The sequence below is a fragment of the Streptomyces sp. NBC_01508 genome (genome assembly GCF_045040315.1).
GTDB lineage: Bacteria > Actinomycetota > Actinomycetes > Streptomycetales > Streptomycetaceae > Streptomyces.
Window position 1 is genome coordinate 2,678,197 of the sequence record NZ_CP109419.1, and the last position, 20,779, is coordinate 2,698,975.

Consider the following 20,779-nt stretch of genomic DNA (forward strand, 5'->3'; position numbering starts at 1 on the left):
TACTCACTCCACGATCTGCCGGCCCTCCGGTCGCGCGCTGCACGACGCGCGGAAGGAGCAGTGCGCGCAGTGCTGCCCGGCGCTCGGCGTGAAGCGTTCGTCCAGTACGCGTCCGGCCGCCGTCGCCAGCAGATCGCCGACCCACTCCCCCGCGAGCGGCTCCTGCGCCTGGATCTTGGGCAGGTCGTCGCCGCCCTCCTTCTTGGCCGCCGCCTGCCGCAGTTGTACGAGTTCGGCGCCGCCCGGCTCCGGCCGCCGCCCGTCGAAGACCTCGTCCACCGCGCCCTCCCCCACCGCGAGCTGGTACACGGCGAGCTGGGGGTGGTGCGCGACCTCCTCCTTGGTAGGAGCCGCTTTGCCGGTCTTGAAGTCGACGACGTAGGCGCGCCCTTGGGCGTCCTGCTCCACGCGGTCCATCGAGCCCCGGATCCGTACCTCGTAGGCCCCCGCCTCAAGGGTGACGTCGAAGGCGTGCTCGGTGGCCGCCGGTGTGCGCCCGGCGCGGTCCATCACGTGCCAGCGCAGGAAGCGTTCCAACGCCACCCGCGCGTGCTGCTTCTCCTGCTGGGACTTCCAGGGCGCGTCGAAGGCGAGCGCGTCCCAGACGGAGTCCAGGCGCTCCATGAGGACGGCGAGGTCGGCGGGCGTACGGCCGGAGGCCACCTCGTCGGCCAGGACGTGGACGACGTTGCCGAAGCCCTGGGCGGCGGTGGACAGTTCGTCCGCCTTGACCTCGCGCCCGAGGAACCACTGGAGCGCGCAGGTGTTGGCGAGCTGGTCCAGGGCGCTGCCGGAGAGTGCGACGGGCTGGTCCCTGTCGCGCAGGGGCACGGCGCTGTGTGTCGGCTCGTACAGGCCCCACCAGCGGTGCGGGTGGGCGGCGGGGACGAGCGGCTGGCCGTCCTCGTCGCTGAGCGCGGCGAGCCGGGCGAGCCGGCGGGCAGCCGCGTCGCGCAGCGCGGGCGCCGCCCGCGGGTCGACGGTCGTGGCGCGCAGCTCGGCCACGAGCGCGGCGACGGCGAGCGGGCGGCGTGGCCGGCCGGTGACGTCCTTGGGGTCGGCGCCCAGTTCGGCGAGGAAGCGGGACGGCTGGTCGCCGTCGTCGGCGGGGGCCTTGACCGCCGTGACGACGAGCCGTTCGCGGGCGCGGGTCGCCGCCACGTAGAACAGCCGTCGCTCCTCCGTAAGGAGGGCGCCGGGAGTGAGGGGTTCGGCCAGTCCGTCACGGCCGATCCTGTCCGCCTCCAGAAGAGAGCCGCGACGCCGGAGGTCGGGCCACAGCCCTTCCTGGACTCCGGCGACGACGACGAGCCGCCACTCCAAGCCCTTGGAGCGGTGCGCGGTCATGAGACGGACGGCGTCGGGCCGTACGGCCCTGCCACTGAGCGTGTCGGCGGCGATGTCCTGTGCGTCGATCTCCTCAAGGAAGTTGAGGGCGCCGCGCCCGCCGGTGCGTTCCTCGGCTCGGGCCGCGGCGTCGAACAGGGCGCATACGGCGTCCAGGTCCCGGTCCGCGTTACGGCCCCCGGCGCCGCCGCGCAGGGCGGCCCGCTCCAGCCGCTCCGGCCAACGGGTGCCGTCCCACAGCTCCCACAGCGCCTCCTCGGCGGTGCCGCCGCCCGCCAGCAGGTCACGCGCCTTGGCCAGCAGCGCGCCGAGCCGCTGCGCGCCGCGTGCGTGGGCGGGGTCGTGCGTGACGAGCCGCTGCGGTTCGGCGAGGGCGCGGGCCAGGAGCGTGTCGGAGGGCGGCGGTACGCGGTTGCCGGCGGCTCGCTCCTCGTCGCGCAGGGCGCGGCCGAGGCGGCGGAGGTCGGCGGCGTCCATGCCGCCGAGGGGCGAGGTGAGCAGCGCGAGCGCGGTCTCGACGTCGAGCCAGTCGCCCTCGACCCCGGGTCCGGTGTCGAGATCGGTGTCGGTGTCGGTGTCGGTGTCGGTGTCCGCGCCGACCGCCGCCGGCCCCGCCGCCGTAGCGACCGCCGCCGTCGCGACCGCGCGCAGCGCCGTCAGCAGCGGTGACACCGCCGGTTCGTGACGCAGCGGCACGTCGTCGCCGTCGATCTCCAGGGGCACGCCCGCCGAGGTGAGGGCCCGCCGCACGGCCGGGATGGTCCGGCCTCCGGCCCGTACGAGCACCGCCATCTCGCTCCACGGCACGCCCTCTTCAAGATGCGCGCGCCGCAGGATGTCGGCGATGTTCTCCAGCTCGGTCGAAGCGGTCGGATAGGTGTATGTCTCGACCCGCCCTCCCGCGCGGACCGCCGCCAGCTCGCGGTGCGCCCGCACCTTCGCGGCCGGCAGCCGGTTCAGCGGCATCCGGCGGGTCAGCAGCCGCGTCGCGGCGAGCAGCCCCTCCCCGGAGCGCCGGGAGGTCGTCAGGACCTCCACCGGGGCGGGCCGGCCGTCGGGGCGCGGGAAGGCGTCCGGGAAGTCGAGGATGCCGTTCACGTCGGCGCCCCGGAACGCGTAGATGGACTGGTCCGGGTCGCCGAACGCGACCAGTGTGCGGCCGTTCCCGGCGAGCGCCCGCAGCAGCCGTACCTGCGCCGGGTCGGTGTCCTGGTACTCGTCGACGAACACCGCGTCGTACCGGTCGGCCAGCCGCTCGGCGACCTCGGGCCGTTCGGCGAGGAGCACGGCCCGGTGGACCAGTTCGGCGTAGTCGAGGACGCCCTGCATGTCCAGGACGTCGAGATACTCGGCGAGGAACGAGGCGGCCGCCGTCCAGTCGGGGCGGCCCGTGCGCCGGGCGAAGACGGCCAGGGAGTCCGGGCCGAGCCCCAGTTCACGGCTGCGGGCGAGCACCGCGCGTACCTCGTCGGCGAAACCGCGCGTGGTGAGACAGGCCCGCAGCTCGTCCGGCCAGCGGATGTGCGCCAGCCCCTCGCGCTCCAGGTCGAGCTGGCCGGCGAGCAGTTCCCGTACGGCGACGTCCTGCTCCGGTCCCGACAGCAGCCGCAGCGGTTCGGTGAAGAGCTCCGCCTCCTGGTGGGCGCGGATCAGCGCGTAACAGAATGAGTGGAACGTGGTCGCCTGCGGCCCCTGCGCGCCGCCCAGTCTGACCGCCGTACGGTCGCGCAGCTCGACCGCCGCCTTGCGGCTGAAGGTGAGGACGAGCATCCGTTCCGGATCGAGGCCCCGCGCGACCCGCGCGGCGACGCTCTCGACCAGCGTGGTCGTTTTCCCCGTGCCCGGACCCGCGAGAACGAGCAGCGGTCCGCGGCCGTGGTCAACCACCGGGCGCTGCGCTGCGTCCAGCACAGGGGGATCCACCGGGGCCGGCGTCGTACGCACCAGTCGGTACGCACCGGAGGCCCGCTGCCGTACCCGACGGTGCGGGGTACGCCCGGTGGAAGAGAAGGAGCTCACGTGGATCGCCGGTCCTGGAGGGGGTGCTGGTGGTGACGGGACTCTCTGGGGTGCGTGTGCCGCGAGCTGACGAGGCTACGCCGTGGGACGGCGCGGAAGCGGGGAGTCCGCCCGATGATCTGACGGCCTTCACGGGCGCCCGGGTCGCGGCTTTCGCCCCGGCCACCGCGCCTCGTCGTCATCCGTACGGTCCTCAGCGGACTCGCACGACCTCCCGCCGCGCTGCTGAATGTCAGAAACTGTCAGATGTGAGCAGCATCGCCCGTATCAGCGCCCGTTTCCGGCGGCCGACCGTCCCATCGCGCCCGTTTCATATCGAGGCGTGGCAGATGGCCTTCGGCGCCGGGCGAGGCCTCCCGCAGCGGGGTGCCCTCCTCACGGTAGTGGGCCAGGGCCCGCAGCTCATGACCGGCCAACAGCACACCGTCCGAGCGGACCACCCGCCACCAGGGCACGGCCCCGCCGTACAGCGCCATCGTCCGGCCGACCTGGCGCGGGCCGCCCTCCCCCAGCCACTCGGCCACGTCGCCGTACGCCATGACCCGGCCGGGCGGGATCAGGTCGGCGACGTCGAGCACCCGCTCCGCGTACGCGGGCAGGTCTCCGGACACCTCGTCGGGCTCGTCGCTCGTCATCCGTCCCATCCTGCCGCACGGCACCGACAGTCCACCCGGCCGCTCCCTCCGGCCCGGCGGCGGGGCCTCGGGGCGCGGCGGTGCCGACGCGGTGTTCCTCAATGCACCCTGATACCCCCCTCTGTCACCCTGTCGTGCCACCATCATCCGGGCGGTGACTGGTGATACGAGATCAAGAAGACACAGACTCGACAAAGGAGCAGGGCGTGCAGCCTCCGACGGTGGCCGGCACCCCTGACGCCGAGCCACGCCCGGAACCGGCCCCCGAAGCCGGGACCGACACCAACGCCGAAGCCGAAGCCGAGGCCGACGAGGTGATCCGCCGGGACGCCCCTCCCGGAAGCCACGCCGACCCGCTCTCCGGCGACGAGCCGCTGCTCGCCGCCCGTGTGCACCGCCCCTCCGACCTCCTGCGCCTGCTCATCGGCATCCTCGCCATCGCCGTCGTCCTCGGCCTCTCCGCCTTCGCCCACGGCACCACGTCCGGCCTCGAACAGGACATCAGCAAGGGCACCGGCCAGGCCCCCGACCTGCTCGTCAAGGTCGCCGGTCTGATCTCCAGCATCGCCGTGCTGCTCGTCCCGGTCGCCTTCGCGATCGAGCGGCTGATCAAACGCGACGGCCTGCGCATCGCCGACGGCGTGCTCGCCGCCGTCCTCGCGCACGGTGTGACGCTCGCCACCGATCTCTGGGTCGCCCGCGCGGCGCCCGGTTCCATCCAGGACGCGTTGACACGTGCGTCGCCCGGCGAAGGGCTCACCGACCCCGTACACGGCTATCTCGCGCCCGTCATCGCCTATATGACGGCCGTCGGGATGGCCCGCAGACCGCGCTGGCGCGTGGTCCTGTGGGTGGTGCTGCTGCTCGACGCGTTCGCGATGCTGGTGGCGGGCTACACCACACCGTTCTCGATCATCCTCACCGTGCTGATCGGCTGGACCGTCGCGTACGGCACGCTCTACACAGTCGGTTCGCCGAACGTACGGCCCACCGGCCAGACGCTGATGGCGGGTCTTCGCCATGTGGGTTTCCGCCCCGTCAGCGCGATGCGCGCCGAGCCGGAGGAGGCCGGCGACTCGGCCGAGCAGGGCGAACGGGGCCGTCGCTATCTGGTGACCCTCGACGAGGGTCCACCTCTGGACGTCACGGTCGTCGACCGCGAACAGCAGGCGCAGGGCTTCTTCTACCGGGTCTGGCGGCGCCTCACCCTGCGCTCGATCAGCACCCGCCGCTCGATCCCCTCCCTGCGCCAGGCCCTGGAGCAGGAAGCACTCCTCGCCTACGCCGCCATCGCCGCCGGCGCCAACGCCCCCAAGCTGATCGCCACTTCGGAGCTGGGCCCCGACGCCGTCATCCTCGTGTACGAGCACATGGGCGGCCGTTCCCTGGACTCGCTGCCGGACGACGAGATCACCGACGAGCTGGTGCGCGGCGCCTGGGAACAGGTCAAGGCGCTCCAGTCGCGCCGTATCGCCCACCGCCGACTCACCGGCGACGCGCTGCTGGTCGACCGGGACGGCCAGGTGATCGTCACCGATCTGCGCGGCGGTGAGATCGCCGCGGGTGACGTGGTGCTGCGGATGGACATCGCGCAGCTCCTCACCACGATCGGGCTGCGTGTCGGCGCCGAACGCGCGGTGGCGAACGCCGTGGCCGTACTCGGCCCCGACACCGTCGCCGACTGTCTGCCGCTGCTCCAGCCGATCGCGCTCAGCCGCTCCACGCGCACCACACTGCGCCGGCTCGCCCGTGAGCGGTCCCAGCGCGAGCGCGACGCGGTGCTCCAGGCGTCCGAGGCGGCCAAGCACTCTCGTACGGTCCAAGCGGGGACCGCGGCCACCGACGCCGAACGCAAGGCGGCCCGCAAGTCGCTGCGCGCGGAGAAACAGGCCGAGAAGAGAGCCCTGGACGACGCGCTGGACGAGGCGCGCGAGGAGGACCTGCTCTCCCAGATCCGCGCGCAGGTGCTGCTCATCAGACCGCAGGCACCGGTCGAACCGGTCCGGCTCGAACGGATCAGACCGCGCACGCTGATCAGCTTCATCGCGGGTGCCGTCGCCGCGTACTACCTGCTCTCGCAGCTCGCGGGGGACGACTTCGGCACGGTCTTCACGCAGGCGCACTGGGGCTGGGTGGCGGCGGCCGTCCTGTTCTCGGCGCTCAGCTACGTCGCTGCGGCGATGAGCCTGCTCGGCTTCGTGCCGGAGCGGGTGGGGTTCGTGCGTACGGTCGTCGCACAGGTCGCCGGGTCCTTCGTCAAGATCGTCGCCCCGCCGGCGGTCGGCGGCGTGGCGCTCAACACGCGCTTCCTGCAACGCGCGGGCGTACGGCCGGGGCTCGCCGTGGCCAGTGTCGGCGCCTCGCAGCTGTTCGGGCTCGGGGCGCACATCCTGCTGCTGCTCGCCTTCGGCTATCTCACCGGTACGGAGAAGACGGCCTCCCTCACCCCGTCGAGGACGGTGATCGCGGGCCTGTTGACGGTCGCCGTGCTGGTGCTGGTCGTCACCGCGATCCCGTTCCTGCGGAAGTTCGTCGTGACGCGGCTGCGCTCGCTGTTCGCCGGGGTGGTGCCGCGCATGCTCGACGTGCTCCAGCGGCCCATGAAGCTCGTCACCGGCATCGGCGGCATGCTGCTGCTGACCGGTCTGTTCGTGATGTGCCTGGACGCGTCGGTCCGGGCCTTCGACGACGGCAACCAGCAGCTCAGCTACGCGAGCCTCGCCGTCGTCTTCCTCGCGGGCAACGCGCTGGGGTCGGCGGCCCCGACGCCGGGCGGTGTGGGCGCCGTCGAGTACGCCCTGACGGGCGGTCTCATCTTCGTGGGCGTATCGCCGGCGGTCGCGGTCCCCGCGGTGCTGCTGTACCGGATGCTGACGCTGTGGCTGCCGGTGCTGCCCGGCTGGGTGTGCTTCCACTACCTCACCCGCAGGGAAGCCCTCTGAGGGGCGCTCGGCGCGCTGCCACCACCCGGCTGGACCCCGGGCCGCGCGCCGCCGTCCGCCACGACGCACGATAGGAGGATGCCGATGCCATCCTTCTCCCCGTCCACCGCTCCCGCCGGGCGGCGCCGCCCGGCGCTGACCGCCGTCACCGCCGTCACCGTCGCCACGCTGCTGGCCGCCGCCGGATGCTCCGGCTCCGGTTCGAACTCCGACAGCGGCGACCAGGGCGGCCAGAACAGCCGGAGCAATCAAGACAGCCAGGACGCGGCCGAGACCGCCGCGCCAGGCGACCTGACCTCCCAGAAGCTGGACTGGAAGGCGTGCCCGACCCCGTCGGCGGCCGAGGGCGGTGGTACGGCCCCGTCGCCGCTGCCCGGCGGCACCAAGTGGGAGTGCGCCACCATGACCGCCCCGCTGGACTACGCGAAGCCCAAGGGCGACACGATCCCGCTGGCCCTGATCCGGGCGAGGACGAGCACCCCGGACAAGCGCATCGGCTCGCTCGTCTTCAACTTCGGCGGGCCCGGCGGTTCCGGTGTGACCGGGCTGCCCTCCTTCGGCAAGGACTACGACAAGCTGCGCACCCGCTACGACCTGGTCAGTTTCGACCCGCGCGGCGTCGGCCGCAGCGACCCCGTGGAGTGCAAGGACGACAAGCAGCTCGACGCGTACTACGCCAAGGACATGACCCCGGACGACAGCGCCGAGGAGAAGTCGTACGTCGACGACCTCAAGTGGTACGCCGGTGGCTGCGAGCAGAAGGCCGGCAAGGCGCTCCCGCACGTCGGCACCGTCAACGCCGCACGCGACATGGAGCTGATGCGCCAGGTCCTCGGCGACGACAAGCTCAACTACTTCGGTATCTCGTACGGCACCGAACTGGGCGGCGTCTACGCCCATCTGTATCCGAAGTCCGTGGGCCGCGCCGTCTTCGACGCCGTGGTGGACCCGAGCGAGACCTCCGAACAGGGCTCGCTCGGCCAGGCCAAGGGCTTCCAGCTCGCCCTCACCAACTTCGCGAAGGACTGCGTCAGCCGCGGCGACGCGTGCAAGCTGCCGGGCAGCACCCCGCAGGAGATCGAGGACTTCGTCGTCGGCCTGCTCGACCGGCTCGACAAGAAGCCGATCGCCGGTCTGGGCGGCCGGCAGCTCACCGAGACCCAGGCCACCAACGGCATTGCCCAGGCGCTCTATTCGAAGGAGTACTGGCCGCTGCTCGAACAGGGGCTGGACGAGGCCGACGGCGGCAGCGGCGCGCTGCTGCTCGTCCTGTCGGACGCGATGAACGGCCGCAACGAGAAGGGCCAGTACAGCAACATCCAGGCGGCCAACGCGGCCGTCAACTGCGTGGACTCCAAGGAGCGTTACACGCTCGCGCAGACGAAGGCGAAGCTCCCCGAGTTCCGCGAGGCGTCGCCGGTCTTCGGCGACCTCCTCGGCTGGGGGCTGCTGGGCTGCTCCGAGTGGCCGGTGCCGGGCGAGTGGGACAAGCCCGACGTCAGCGCGCCGGGCGCGGCCCCGATCCTGGTCATCGGCAACACCGGTGACCCGGCGACGCCGTACGAGGGCGCGCGGGCGATGGCGAAGGCGCTCGGCAAGGGCGTCGGCATCGAGCTGACGTACGAGGGCCAGGGGCACGGCGCGTACAACGCCGGCAGCGCGTGTGTGCAGGACGCCGTGGACGGCTATCTGCTGAACGGCAAGGTGCCGAAGACCGGGACGGTCTGCAAGTGACGCGGTAGGGCGGGGCGCGGCTGCGCACCGCATACGCGGACATATGGAGGAGGCCGGTCCACGTACCTCGTGGACCGGCCTCCTCCATAGGTTGTGCCACTCAGTAGATCGGCTTCTCCGGCTCGATCTGGTGGACCCAGCCGACCACGCCGCCGCCGACGTGCACGGCGTCGGCGAAGCCCGCCGACTTCAGCACCGCGAGCACTTCCGCACTGCGGACACCCGTCTTGCAGTTCAGGACGATCTTCTTGTCCTGCGGCAGATCCTGGAGCGCGTTCCCCATCAGGAACTCGTTCTTCGGGATCAGCTTGGCGCCCGGGATCGAGACGATCTCGAACTCGTTCGGCTCCCGCACATCGATCAGCTCGATGTTCTCGCCGTCGTCCAGCCACTCCTTGAGCTGCTTCGGAGTGATCGTCGAACCGGCCGCCGCCACCTGCGCCTCCTCGGACACGACGCCGCAGAAGGCCTCGTAGTCGATGAGTTCGGTGACGGTCGGGTTCTCGCCGCAGACCGCGCAGTCCGGGTCCTTGCGCACCTTGACCTGGCGGTACTGCATCTCCAGTGCGTCGTAGATCATCAGGCGGCCGAGCAGCGGCTCACCGATGCCCGCGAGGAGCTTGATCGCCTCGTTGACCTGGATGGACCCGATCGACGCGCACAGGACGCCGAGAACGCCGCCCTCGGCGCAGCTCGGGACCATGCCGGGCGGCGGCGGCTCCGGGTAGAGGCAGCGGTAGCAGGGACCGTGCTCGGACCAGAAGACGCTCGCCTGACCGTCGAAGCGGTAGATCGAGCCCCATACGTACGGCTTGCCCAGCAGCACACACGCGTCGTTGACCAGATAGCGGGTGGCGAAGTTGTCCGTGCCGTCCACGATCAGGTCGTACTGGGCGAAGATCTCCATCACGTTCTCGGACTCAAGCCGCTCCTCGTGAAGGACGACCTTCACCAGCGGGTTGATGCCGAGGACGGAGTCACGCGCGGAAGCGGCCTTCGAACGGCCGATGTCCGCCTGACTGTGGATGATCTGCCGCTGGAGATTCGACTCGTCGACCTCGTCGAACTCCACGATGCCGAGCGTGCCGACACCGGCCGCGGCCAGATACATCAGCGCGGGCGAGCCGAGCCCGCCGGCGCCCACGATGAGCACCTTCGCGTTCTTCAGCCGCTTCTGCCCGTCCATCCCGACGTCCGGGATGATCAGGTGACGGGAGTACCTGCGGACCTCGTCGACGGTGAGCTCGGCAGCGGGCTCGACCAGGGGTGGCAGCGACACAGGGACCTCAACAGGGGATTGGTCGATTGGTCAGTACGTTTGTTCCTCAAGTAACACTGCCACGCGCCTTCTCATTCCGAGACACCCGGTCCGATCTGCGAGACGATTTCGTCCCAGTAGCCGGGCAGCGCCGCGAATGGGCTGTTCTGTCCGGTCCGCTCGTCGTGTTCGCCCCGGTCGGTGAAGAAGATCGTGCCCGCACCCTGCCAGCGCGCGATCCGCATCGCCTCGTCCAGATGGCTGCGCGGCACCCCGTGGACGAGATGCGCGAAGCGCTCGGGCGGATGGTCCGCCGTCCACTCGGCCACCTGTGACCAGCGGTAGTCGGTCCACGGCCCGCGGAAGGTGACCAACTGGTCGGCGATCTCGGCGTATCCGGGGTACGGATGGGTGCCGTGGCCGAGGACCAGATGGCCGCGGTGGGCGACCGTGTCCAGCGTCGCCGCCGTACGTCTGACCTCGGGGAGGTACGACGCCTGCGACGGACACCGGTCCAGATAGAAGCCGTCGACGCGGTACCAGTCGTGGAAGTCGTGCGCGTCGGAGATGATCTCGCCGAAACTCCGGGCGCCGTACGCGAGGTCGAGATGGCCGAGCACCCGCACGCCCGCGTTCCTCAGCCGGCCCGCGGCTTCCAGGCAGTGCGGGTCCGGCATGGTGCCCGGCCCGTTGGCGACATTGAGCACGGCCCAGTGCAACGGCGTTCCGGGGCGCGTCAGTTCGGCCCACTCGACCGGCGCGAGCAGTGGATGCGCGTATCCGGGGATGCCGAAACCCAGCCCGGCGGCCCCGGTGGCCGACCGGCTGCCCCCGCTGGTCGTCAGATGCGGCATGCCGCCTCCATCCAGATGTCGGCGAGCGATTCCTCCAGGTTGATACGGGGCCGCCAGCCGAGCCGGTCGCGCGCCGTGCGGACGTCGGCCTGCTGCCAGCCGCCGCAGCCGTCGGGATACGGGATCGGGCCGCTGCCCAGCTGCTCCGACGGGTGCTCGCCGCGCTGCGGGCCGAGGGTGGCGTGGGTGCCGTGGTTGGCGTGGGCGGCGTGCACGGGGCGCGGCTGGCCGCCGGGCGCGTCCAGTTCGTGCAGGGCGCCGCCGTATCCGGCGACCCTCGCGAGGACGGCGGCGGCGTCCCTGAGCCGGACCGCGCGCCCCGTACCGATGTTGACGACGCCCTGCGCGGCCGAGAGCGAGGCGGCGTGCACGGCACGGGCCACGTCGCGCACGTCCACGAAGTCGCGCTGTACGCCCAGTCCGCTGAGCTTCAGCTCGCCGTCGCCGGACTGCATGGCGCGGCGCATCGCCTCGGCGAGTCTGCCGAGCGGGGAGCCCGCGGGCGTGCCGGGCCCCACGGGCGAGAAGACCCGGAGCACGACGGCGTCGAGCCCGGCGCCGAGCACCAGTTCGCTGGCGGCCAGCTTGCTCACCCCGTAGGGGCCGCCGGGCCGGGGCACCGCGTCCTCGGCGGTGGACGAGCCCGGTTGGGAGGGGCCGTACTCGGAGGAGCAGCCGAGCTGGACGAGACGGGCGCCGCAGCCGCTGCGGCGCAGCGCCTCGCAGACGGTGGCGACGGCGACGGTGTTGTGCCGGGTCAGGTCACGGGCGCCGCCCCGGGTGGCGCCCGCGCAGTTGATGACGACTCCGGGGTGGACGGCGTCCAGGAAGCGGGTGAGAGCTCCGGGGCTGCCGCCGGCGAGGTCGAACCGTACGTCGGCGTCGTCGCCGCGGCCGAGTGCGGTCAGATGGACGGCCGGGTCGGCGAGCAGCCGGTCGGCGACGAAGCGCCCGAGGAAACCGTTGGCACCGAGCAGCAGGACCCTCATCGCGCTGCCCCTTGGTTCCGACGTGCCGGTGCTGGGGGTTGAGGGGTCATGTTCTGTCGTCTCCTTAGAGGGTGTTGCGGTGTGCTTCGGGTTACGCCCGCGGCGTCGGCTCCGCGGGAGGTCTGTGGGTCCGGATCCGGTCCGGACGGGGGGTGTGCGCCGTAGGTCGGTGGTCCGCCGGTCAGGTGTGGGCCGAGGCCCGGGGCAGTGCGACGGCGGCGTGGATCAGCAGTCCGAGCGCGGCGGCGCCGCAGGCGACGGCTGGTACGGCGCCGGCTCCTCCCGCGTCGACGAGGACCCGGACGGGGGCGGAGACGGTCTCGAAGCCGGGAACGCGGCCCGCCGTCGCGAGGACGAGGGCCAGCGCCTCGACGGCGCAGGCGGTGGCGAGGCCGGTCGCCGCCGCCTTCGGGAAGCCGTGGACGGTGAGCAGCCGGGCGAGGAACAGCAGCGCGCCGAGGGCCACGGTCGCGACGGGGTGACCGGCGCCCGTGCCCCGGTCGGCGCCGATGACGAGTTCGGCGAGGAGGGCCAGGGCGGTCAGTGTGAGGACGTACAGCACGAGCAGGCCGAGCAGCGGCGGCCGGGTCCGGGAGGCGAACTCGGCCAGTCCGCGGCTGTCGGTGAGCCCGCGCCTCGCTTGCAGGGCGAGCAGATGGGCGCACCAGGCGGCGGGGGCCACGGCGAACGCCAGGGCCAGGAGCGGCGCCGCCGCGTCCGTCAGGGGCGACGTCCCGTGCGGGCCGCCGCCGGCCGACAGGTGCGGCAGCCGGTCGCCGTACAGCACGTACGCCAGCAGCCAGCACACCCACAGGCGCGAGACACGGGCGGTGTGGCCCTCGACGCGCAGCGGTCCGCGCCGGACGGCGACGGTGAGCGCGATGGCGAGGGCGACGGCCCCCGCCACGCCTATCGCGAGCCGCACTCCTCCACCGGCTCCACCGGCGTGCCCCGGCGCGACCACGGCGACGGCGCACACGGCGCCCGGGAGCAGGGTGCGCAGTGTCCACCGGGCGCGCGGATCGGTGGAACGCGCCGGGTGGGGCACGGTGGTGTCGGCGTCCGTGTCGGCGTCCGTGTCGCTCTCCGCGGCGCGTGGCACGCGTGCGTACAGCTCCTCCGCGAGGGAGAAGACGTCCCGGTGCCGGAAGCGCGCGGCGGCCCGGTCGGTGACACCGTGCGCCTCCAGACCGGCCGCGATCTCCAGCGGGTCGACGGCGCGCTCGCACAGCTCGCGGTGGCTGTGCATCAGCGTCCTGACGGGGTCGGCCGGGCCCGGCCGCCGGGTGAGTCCTGTGGCCCCCGTGCGTGTGGTGCCCGCGTCAGACATCGCTCTCCCCCAGGGCCTGTCCGGCGCCGACGGCGACCGCCTCCGTGGGACGCGGCGCGTAGGTCGCGGCGGGGACGGACAGGGCGGCGGATACAGATACGGATAAGGGGATCGGCGGCGGCGCCGGCATCGGCATCGGTACGGTCCTCGCCTGTCCGGCGGTCCAGTGGCCGGGTACGTACGCCTCCGCGGGGTTGGCGAACGGCAGCGGCTCACCGTGCGCGTTCACGGTCTCGGCAGAGCGCCGGACCGGGGCGTGCGAGATCAGCTCCAGGTAGATGCCGCGGAACGCCGCCAGATTCTGCTCGACGGTGAAGAGTTCCAGCGCGCGGGCGCGTGCGGCGGCGCCCAGCCGTCCGCGCCGCTCCGGGTCGCGCAACAGCGCGACACAGGCGTCGGCAAGCGCCCGCGGGTTGCGCGGGGGCACCACGAGCCCCGTGCCGCCGATGACTTCGACGACCGCGCCGACGTCGGTCGAGACCGTCGCGCGCCCGCAGAACATCGCTTCGACCAGGCTGACCGGGAAGCCCTCGATGATGCTGGACAGGACGATCACCCCGCCCGCCGCGTACGCGTCCACCAGCTCCGGCGCGCCGGGCCCGCCGACCTCCTCGAAGGAGACGCAGTTGTCGCCCACGGCGTGCGCGTCGGCCGCCTCGTCGGGGAACAACTGGGCGGCGAGCGCGCGGCAGTGGGCGAGATACGCGGTCGCCTCCGCGCCCCGCGCCGCGGCGCCGATGATCCTCAGCCGCGCCGCGGGCTCCTCCTTACGGATGTCGGCGAAGGCGTGCAGCAGGGAGATGAGGTCCTTGGCGGGCTCGATCCGCCCGACCCAGACGAGGGTGTTCGGATCGCCGCCTTCCCCGCCCGCGCCGCCTTCCCCGCTCTCCCCGCTCTCCCCCAGCGCCGCGAAACGCTCCGTCTCCATGCCGGGGTAGACGGTGCGCAGTTTGGCGCGGGCTGCGCCGCAGCGCTCCTGCCAGCGTCTGGCGTGGGTGTTGCCGGAGGTGATGACGGCGGCCTGCCGGTAGACCTCGGCGGCGAGCCGGCCCTGGAAAGCCGCGAGCAGGGCGCGCACCGGCGCGCGCAGGGGCGCGTCACCGCCGGGTCCGGCGGCCAGGTAGTGGGCACGGAGCTGGACGCCGTACTCGGTGACCAGCAGCGGCGCCCCGAAGAAGCGTTTGGCCAGAAGCCCCGGCAGGGCGGCGGATCCGCCCGTTGTCGCGTGACAGAGGTCGACGGCGCCGAGGCCGTCGTCGTCGTACCAGTCGAGGGAGAGCGGGCGCAGCGCGCGCTCCAACTGGTCGGCGAAGACCAGGTAGTCGGGGACGGTGGCGCCGCGCACGCTCCGGCGTGCGCCGGGGGCGTGGCAGGCGGCCTCCAGGATCCGTACGGCGGCCTCCGACCGCAGGGCAGTGGCCAGACCGCCGTGCTCGCGCGCCAGCTCGGCGAGCCCGTACAGCCCTTCGGCGAAGGCGCTCACGCTCCGCGCGTCGTCGTCGCCCGCGCTCCCGGCTGCTTGCCCGTCCGGGGTGCAGACGGCGGTGATCAGATCCCCGAAGTGCCCTGTGAAGCGCCGCCGTTCGCGCCGGCCGTACGCCCGCCCGTCCCCCTCCGCCGACCAGAGCGGCGCCGTGCGCACCCGCTGTACGGAGGGCGGCAGCCGGATCCAGCCGGTGCCCTCCTGGCGGGCGCTGCGACTGAGCGCGTAGATGTCGAACTCGTGCTGTGCGAGCCCGCGTACGAGCCGGTCGCACCACAGCCTGGACTCACCCGTGGCATACGGGTAGCCACCGTCCGTAAGCAGTCCGATCCGCACGAGCACACCCCCGATCTCCCTTGTGGGAAGCCGCCGTTGAATCGGCGACTCGCAGCGGGACGACCGTAAGCGGACATGACGGTGGAACGGCGGACGGTTGTCCGTCGCACCACCAGAAGGGGTGAATGCACGTAACTTTCCCACCACGACAGCGTTCCGTCGCGGTATGGGATTACTCGATCACGCTGCGTCAAGCTGCGGCCGGTGCCTCAACTGCCCGGAAACGCCCAGGGGTTGGGCTTGCACTTCACGCCGTCGAGATCGAGCGTCTTGGTCTGCTGCTGCATCACGGGGGCGAGTGAGCCCGGTGTGCGGCAGCTCACGTGGTCGTGCCCGAGCCGGTGCCCGATCTCGTGGTTGATCAGCATCTGCCGGTAGGTGTGCATCGCCTTGGGGCCGTAAGTCTCGGCGCCCCGCGCCCAGCGGAACGCGTTGATCATGACGCGATCGGTCGCGGCGGAGTCGCACGACACGTTGTCGACGGAGGTGTCCAGTCCGGACTTGGCGCACCACTCGGCCGTGGTCCCGGGGCTGGCCAGGGTGATCACGAAGCGGGGCGTTCCCTTGGCGATCCGCTCGAAGGTCATGGCTCCGTTGTGGGCCCAGCTCCGGTCGTCGTTGAGGGTTCTGTGCACGGCGTCGGCGAACAGCTTCTCGTCGAGCCCGAGGCCCTTCTCGACATCGATCCGGTAGCGGACCTTCAGGCCCTCGCCGGGCGCCTCGGCCAGTCCGGGGACCGCCTCGAACTCGCCCGAGCCCTGCAGATCGGCGGCCAGCGGGAACTGCTTGGTCATCAACTGGCTGTAGGTGAGAGGCAACGCCGGGGCCTCGACCGCGGGCTCCTTCGGGGTCGGCCTGCCGTCCGAGCGCGAGGCGGCGTCCTCGCCGTCGCGGGTGACCTCGCCCGAGGGCCGCGCGTCGGCCCGGGAGCCGCCGCCGTCGGTGACCTGACCGGCCACCACGACGGCGAGCACCGTGGTCACCGCCGCCGCGGCGATCCCGGTGAAGGTGCGCCCCAGACCGCTCTTGGCGGGCCGTTCCGCGTCGCCCTCGGCGGCGGTGACCACGGAGCCGTCCGCGGAGTCCACGCCGGGACGGCCGCTCTCGTCGTCCCGGTCGGTGGCGGGGGTGTGCGCGGAGGGCGGCGCGTCGAAGGCGTCGATGAACTCGCGACGCGGTCCCGGCACCCGGCGCCGACCGCCGGTCGGCGCCGAACCCGTCCCCCGGCCCGGTCCCGGCTGCTGCTGCTGAGGACCCTGCGGGTGCTGCGGGTGCTGCGACCCCTGAGGCCCGCCCCCGCCGCCCTGCCAGTCCCCGTAGCGCTGCTGCCCGCCCCAACCGCCGCCGGGCTCAGGGTGTTCGGGATGCCCGCCGCGCACCTGCGGCACGCCGTGGGCGGGCGTGCCGTACGCCGGTGCGGCGTGGTCCCGCTCGCCGGGAGGCGGCGCGGGGGGCGCCGCCCGCTCACCGGCCGGCGGGGTGCCCCCGGAGGGGGCCCGCTTCTTGCTGTCGGATCCCTGGGGTGCGGGGCCTTTACGGCTGTGTCGTCCCACGCCCAGGATCAGCTCCCGCCACTGTCGTTGCCGTTGTTGCCGTCGTCATTGTCGCCGCCGCTGTCACCCACGAGGGTGCCGTCCCCACCGTCATTACGGCCGGCACGGTCGTTCGTCTCACCCGCCGCCCCGCCGTCAGCCCCGTCCGACTCCCGGACGAGACTCCGCGCGGCCTCGCCGACGGCCTTCGGATACTCCATCATGGCAACATGCCCGGCGTCCGGAAGCGTCAGGAGTCGCGAATCCCGGAAAGCGGCGGACGCCTTGCGTGCCATTCGGTACGAAACGAGTTGGTCCCGCCCTCCGTACACCAGCAGTGTCGGGGCGAGAACCCGCTCGGCCTGCCGCCACAGCCCTTGCTGCCCACCGAGGGTGTACGCGTCGACGATGCCGCGCGCAGAACGGGTCATCGCCTCCCAGAAGTACGGCAGTTCCTGCCGTCGCTCCATCTCCTCCACCGCGTGCCGCAGCCCTTCCTCGGAGACCCGGCCGGGGTCGCCGTAACAGAGGGCCATCACCCCACGAGTGCGCTGCTCGGCCGTCCACCCGCGCGTCATCCGCCCGAAGAGGGCGGCGACACCGGGCACGGCCAGCAGGGCGGTCGGCACGGCGTTGCGCTGCACGCGGATCTCGGGCAGCGCGGGCGAGACGAGGGTGAGGGTGCGCACCAGGTCGGGGCGGGCGGCGGCGACCCGGGTCGTGACGGCTCCGCCCAGGGAGTTACCGAAGAGGTGCACCGCGCCGTGGCCGCTCGCGTCGAGCAGCCGGATCACGGCCCGCGCGTGGGCGGTGATCGAGTAGTTGCGGTCCTCCGGCGGCGGGGAATCCCCGAAGCCGGGCAGGTCGACCGCCTCGCCGTCGACCACGTCGGCCAGCAGCGGCATCAGGTCGGACCAGTTCTGCGAGGAGCCGCCGAGGCCGTGCACGTACAGCGCGTGCGGCAGTCCGGGGCGCGTCGGGGGCCGTGAGCGCACGTTCAGGGTCAGGCCGGGCAGGGCGACCGAACGCAGCCGCTCACCGTCGGCGACCCGGACGGTACTCACGCGCGGGACGGCGGCGGCGAGGGTTTCCGGCAGCTCGGTCGAAGACATGCGGGCAATGTTACGAGACGATCACGTGCCGGTTCGCGTGTTCACCGTCACAGGACACATAGCGCCGCGGGTGCGGACCTCCTACCCTCGTAAGTACGCGGACGCGTACGCCTCATTTCGCGAACGGAGGCGTGAGTGGAGGTCGGAAGACGACCGGAGAGGAAGGGGCGCCATGTCGGCGGACCCGAGCGACCCGGACACATTCCCGAACGACCCCAACGACCCCGAGAACCCCGAGAACAAGGCACGGGGCGCCGGGACGGATTCCGGCGCACTCGAAGACCTCGACGAGGAGACCCCGGAGGCCGACGCCGCCGAGCAGCGCGCGGACGTGCGGCCCGAGGGCGACGATCCGCCGGCCCCCATCGATACGACCGAGGCGGACGAGACGGACGCCGCCGAGCAGGCGCGTATCGTCTCCCTCGACGAGGACGACTACCGCTGAGCGACCGGTGAGCGACCGCTCAGGACCGGGTCCGCCTTTTGTCAGCATTGGATACATTTTTCCGCCGACGTACCGCCGACGTATCCGGGGCCGGACGGACATCCGGCTCCCCGACCGTCCGGTCCGTGAAATTCTGCGACCTGACCACGCACAGCCGGGTTACCCAAAAGTACGATGGCAAGGCGGCGCACAGCGCGCACGGAACGATTCTGGGAGGCGGCGTGACAGCCATAGAGCAGACCGAGGCGGCGCGCCCGCGAGGCACGCGCCTGCCACGCCGCGCTCGACGCAATCAGCTCCTGGGCGCGGCTCAGGAAGTCTTCGTCGCACAGGGTTACCACGCCGCGGCGATGGACGACATCGCGGAACGGGCCGGCGTCAGCAAGCCCGTCCTCTACCAGCACTTCCCGGGAAAGCTGGACCTCTATCTGGCGCTGCTCGACCAGCACTGCGAGGCCCTGCTCCACGCGGTGCGCACGGCCCTCGCGTCGACGACCGACAACAAACTCCGGGTCGCGGCCACCATGGACGCGTACTTCGCCTACGTCGAGGACGAGGGCGGCGCGTTCCGGCTGGTCTTCGAGTCCGATCTGACGAACGAGCCCGCCGTGCGCGAACGCGTCGACCGGGTGGCGCTCCAGTGCGCGGAGGCGATCTCCGACGTGATCGCCTCGGACACCGGCCTTTCCAAGGAGGAGTCCATGATGCTGGCCGTCGGACTCGGCGGCGTCTCCCAGGTGGTGGCCCGCTACTGGCTCTCCAGCGAGTCGGTCATCCCGCGCGAGAAGGCCGTGGAACTTCTCACCTCGCTCGCCTGGCGCGGCATCGCCGGATTCCCGCTGCACGGCAGCGAGCAGCACCCCGGCGCCTGACCCGGTCCGTGTTCGCTGCGGGCGTGCCCCGCCACCGTCCTGAGCACCGTCCCGCCGGGCTAATGTGTGCTGGGTACCGCGCGGTTGACCGCGCAACGCACCGACCGTTCGGAGGGACATAGCGGTGGAGGTCAAGATCGGCGTGCAGCACACGCCCCGCGAGATCGTTCTGGAGAGCGGGCAGTCCGCCGAGGAGGTCGAGAGCGCCGTCGCCGACGCACTCGCCGGCAAGGCGAAGCTGCTCAGCCTCACGGACGAAAAGGGGCGGAAGGTGCTCGTACCGGCCGAACGGATCGCGTACGTGGAGATCGGCGAGCCGACGACACGACGGGTGGGCTTCGGCACTCTCTAGTGCGAACCGTTCAACCGCCGTAACAGCACCACGGCCACACGGGAGTGGCCCGGTGGGAGAGATCCCGCCGGGCCACTCCTTCGTTCGTTGGCTCTTCGGATCGCGGAGGGTTGCTCCGCGCGCACCGCGGGTAGACCGGGCTACGACCGGATTGCCCAGCGTGCTTCGTGAGGTGACCAGCAGTGATCTTGGAAGCTCTCGGTGCGGTCCTGCTCGGACTCGGCGCCTCGTGGGCCGCCCTCCAGCGCCTGCCCCACCGGCTCCCCTCCCGCCGACCCGTGCTCGCCGCGGGTTCCCTGGGCTCCCTCTTCGGCGCGGTGCTCACCCACGCGGCGCTCGGCCCCGGTCACGTCGTCGCGACGCTGATCGGCGCGGTGGCCGTCGGGGTGGTCCTGCTCTCGCTGCTGCTGCGCCCCGCGGGCCATGGTCTGCGCCGGCCCATGCCGTCCTGACTCCCGGCCCGTCTCTCAGGCGGCCAGCCCCAGCGCCGCCATCCGCTTGGTGTGCGCCTCGGTGATCCGCGAGAACATCCGGCCCACCTCGGCCAGGTCGAAGCCGTCGGCGACCCCGCCCACCAGCATCGTCGACAGCGCGTCCCGGTCGGCCACCACGCGCTGCGCCTGCGACAGCGCCTCGCCCATCAGCCGCCGCGCCCAGAGCGCGAGCCGCCCGCCGACCCGTGGTTCGGCCTCGATCGCCGCCCGGACCTTCTCGACCGCGAAATTGCCGTGCCCTGTGTCATCGAGCACAGCGAGGACCAGTCCACGGGTGTCGGAGTCCAGCCGCGCGGCCACCTCGCGGTAGAAGTCGCTGGCGATCGAGTCACCCACGTACGCCTTGACCAGGCCCTCCAGCCAGTCCGACGGCGCGGTCTGCCGGTGGAACGCGTCCAGTGCGGCGGCGAAGGGATCCATGGCGCCCGTGGGATCGGCGTCGATTTCCCCGAGCCGGTCGCGCAATCTCTCGAAATGGTGGAATTCGGCGGAGGCCATCTTCGCGAGTTCCGCCTTGTCGTCCAGCGTCGGCGCGAGTTTGGCGTCCTCGGCGAGCCGCTCGAAAGCCGCCAGTTCGCCGTAGGCGAGTGCTCCCAGCAGATCCACGACCGCGGCCCGGTACTTCGGGTCGGCGGAGGCCGTCGCCCAGTCCTGGGCGGCGATCCCGGTGTGTTCCGAGGGTGCGGATCCGGGTGTGGACTCGGGCGCAGTGGCGTTGTCAGACGTCTCCATGGAGCGCACAATAGCCCGCTCCGCACACCGCGTAAGGGCCTGGTCAGACACTGCTCGCATACCGTTGAGACGAATTCGTCCAACACACATGCGCGATTCCGGGGTACAGTGGTAATGCGCCTGCCGAGTATTCGGTGGGCCATCGCAGTGTTTGACCGGGAGATCTGTCCCGGACAGGCCCCATGAGGATGCCCGGTCGGTGGCCCGATCGGCTCCGACCCCGACCGCCCTCCGCGCGGACCGTACGCACAGCTGCGTATGACCGCAGATGAGGGGCCCCCTCAGCGGCACGAGCGCTCGAGCGACGGCAGTG

16 protein-coding genes are annotated in these 20,779 nt (G+C 72.2%); 6 read left to right on the plus strand and 10 right to left on the minus strand.

All coding sequences use genetic code 11. The features are described from left to right. Positions 1-3: 3 nt before the first annotated feature. Together OG700_RS12065 and OG700_RS12070 are read right to left on the minus strand one after the other, a co-directional pair. Positions 4-3,366 (minus strand): ATP-dependent helicase, encoded by a 3,363-nt coding sequence (locus tag OG700_RS12065; RefSeq protein ID WP_405612660.1) that lies wholly within the window; start codon positions 3,364-3,366, stop codon positions 4-6. A 242-nt stretch (positions 3,367-3,608) separates the two neighbouring features. Next, positions 3,609-4,001, minus strand: a complete 393-nt coding sequence (locus tag OG700_RS12070; protein WP_405612662.1) for an MGMT family protein — start codon at positions 3,999-4,001, stop codon at positions 3,609-3,611. A gap of 161 nt (positions 4,002-4,162) precedes the next feature. On the opposite strand from OG700_RS12070, the gene OG700_RS12075 reads away from it, so the two are divergent. Continuing rightward, entirely contained in the window at positions 4,163-6,943 is a 2,781-nt protein-coding gene (locus OG700_RS12075) for a lysylphosphatidylglycerol synthase domain-containing protein (RefSeq protein ID WP_405612664.1), read from the plus strand. Positions 6,944-7,021: 78 nt separating this feature from the next. After that, the gene (locus OG700_RS12080) at positions 7,022-8,677 is read left to right on the plus strand and encodes an alpha/beta hydrolase (RefSeq protein WP_405612666.1); all 1,656 of its coding nucleotides are present in this window, start codon (positions 7,022-7,024) and stop codon (positions 8,675-8,677) included. 100 nt (positions 8,678-8,777) lie between these two features. On the opposite strand, the gene moeZ is transcribed toward OG700_RS12080, so the two are convergent. The 7 genes from moeZ to OG700_RS12115 form a co-directional block, all read right to left on the minus strand. Next, entirely contained in the window at positions 8,778-9,956 is a 1,179-nt protein-coding gene (moeZ, locus tag OG700_RS12085; protein WP_405612668.1) for an adenylyltransferase/sulfurtransferase MoeZ, read from the minus strand. A gap of 71 nt (positions 9,957-10,027) precedes the next feature. Continuing rightward, positions 10,028-10,789 carry a spherulation-specific family 4 protein gene (locus tag OG700_RS12090; RefSeq protein ID WP_405612670.1) on the minus strand — a complete coding sequence of 254 codons (762 nt, stop codon included), beginning with the start codon at positions 10,787-10,789 and terminating at the stop codon, positions 10,028-10,030. After that, entirely contained in the window at positions 10,777-11,778 is a 1,002-nt protein-coding gene (locus OG700_RS12095) for an NAD-dependent epimerase/dehydratase family protein (protein ID WP_405612673.1), read from the minus strand. The genes OG700_RS12090 and OG700_RS12095 overlap by 13 nt, the downstream gene beginning before the upstream one ends. 181 nt (positions 11,779-11,959) lie before the next feature. Next, positions 11,960-13,108 carry a hypothetical protein gene (locus OG700_RS12100; RefSeq protein WP_405612675.1) on the minus strand — a complete coding sequence of 383 codons (1,149 nt, stop codon included), beginning with the start codon at positions 13,106-13,108 and terminating at the stop codon, positions 11,960-11,962. Next, entirely contained in the window at positions 13,101-14,927 is a 1,827-nt protein-coding gene (locus OG700_RS12105; protein ID WP_405621626.1) for a DUF3492 domain-containing protein, read from the minus strand. Before OG700_RS12105 ends, OG700_RS12100 begins: the two co-directional genes overlap by 8 nt. A 209-nt stretch (positions 14,928-15,136) precedes the next feature. After that, complete coding sequence (locus tag OG700_RS12110) at positions 15,137-16,480, minus strand: DUF3152 domain-containing protein (RefSeq protein WP_405612678.1); 1,344 nt, start codon at positions 16,478-16,480, stop codon at positions 15,137-15,139. Between the two features lie 8 nt (positions 16,481-16,488). Beyond that, on the minus strand, positions 16,489-17,571 hold the full coding sequence (locus OG700_RS12115) for an alpha/beta fold hydrolase (protein WP_405612680.1): 1,083 nt from the start codon (positions 17,569-17,571) through the stop codon (positions 16,489-16,491). A 172-nt stretch (positions 17,572-17,743) separates the two neighbouring features. On the opposite strand from OG700_RS12115, the gene OG700_RS12120 reads away from it, so the two are divergent. From OG700_RS12120 to OG700_RS12135, 4 genes are all read left to right on the plus strand, one after another. Continuing rightward, entirely contained in the window at positions 17,744-18,016 is a 273-nt protein-coding gene (locus OG700_RS12120; protein ID WP_405612683.1) for a hypothetical protein, read from the plus strand. A gap of 221 nt (positions 18,017-18,237) precedes the next feature. Continuing rightward, entirely contained in the window at positions 18,238-18,888 is a 651-nt protein-coding gene (locus OG700_RS12125) for a TetR/AcrR family transcriptional regulator (RefSeq protein ID WP_405612685.1), read from the plus strand. A gap of 124 nt (positions 18,889-19,012) precedes the next feature. After that, positions 19,013-19,240, plus strand: a complete 228-nt coding sequence (locus OG700_RS12130) for a DUF3107 domain-containing protein (protein WP_405612687.1) — start codon at positions 19,013-19,015, stop codon at positions 19,238-19,240. A 182-nt stretch (positions 19,241-19,422) separates the two neighbouring features. After that, positions 19,423-19,692: a hypothetical protein gene (locus OG700_RS12135; RefSeq protein ID WP_405612690.1), complete on the plus strand. Its 270-nt coding sequence runs from the start codon at positions 19,423-19,425 to the stop codon at positions 19,690-19,692. Between the two features lie 15 nt (positions 19,693-19,707). Here the strand turns inward: OG700_RS12135 and OG700_RS12140 are convergent, their stop codons facing one another. Further along, positions 19,708-20,475, minus strand: coding sequence for a ferritin-like fold-containing protein (locus tag OG700_RS12140; protein WP_405621629.1), 768 nt, complete (start codon positions 20,473-20,475; stop codon positions 19,708-19,710). Between the last annotated feature and the right edge of the window lie 304 nt (positions 20,476-20,779).

What these genes read in the sequence shown, in the direction of transcription:
- OG700_RS12090 (WP_405612670.1), bottom strand. Translation starts at nt 10,789, where the DNA reads ATGCCGCATCTGACGACCAGCGGGGGCAGCCGGTCGGCCACCGGGGCC.
- OG700_RS12120 (WP_405612683.1), top strand. Translation starts at nt 17,744, where the DNA reads ATGTCGGCGGACCCGAGCGACCCGGACACATTCCCGAACGACCCCAAC.
- OG700_RS12080 (WP_405612666.1), top strand. Translation starts at nt 7,022, where the DNA reads ATGCCGATGCCATCCTTCTCCCCGTCCACCGCTCCCGCCGGGCGGCGC.
- OG700_RS12100 (WP_405612675.1), bottom strand. Translation starts at nt 13,108, where the DNA reads ATGTCTGACGCGGGCACCACACGCACGGGGGCCACAGGACTCACCCGG.
- OG700_RS12115 (WP_405612680.1), bottom strand. Translation starts at nt 17,571, where the DNA reads ATGTCTTCGACCGAGCTGCCGGAAACCCTCGCCGCCGCCGTCCCGCGC.
- OG700_RS12070 (WP_405612662.1), bottom strand. Translation starts at nt 4,001, where the DNA reads ATGACGAGCGACGAGCCCGACGAGGTGTCCGGAGACCTGCCCGCGTAC.
- OG700_RS12095 (WP_405612673.1), bottom strand. Translation starts at nt 11,778, where the DNA reads ATGAGGGTCCTGCTGCTCGGTGCCAACGGTTTCCTCGGGCGCTTCGTC.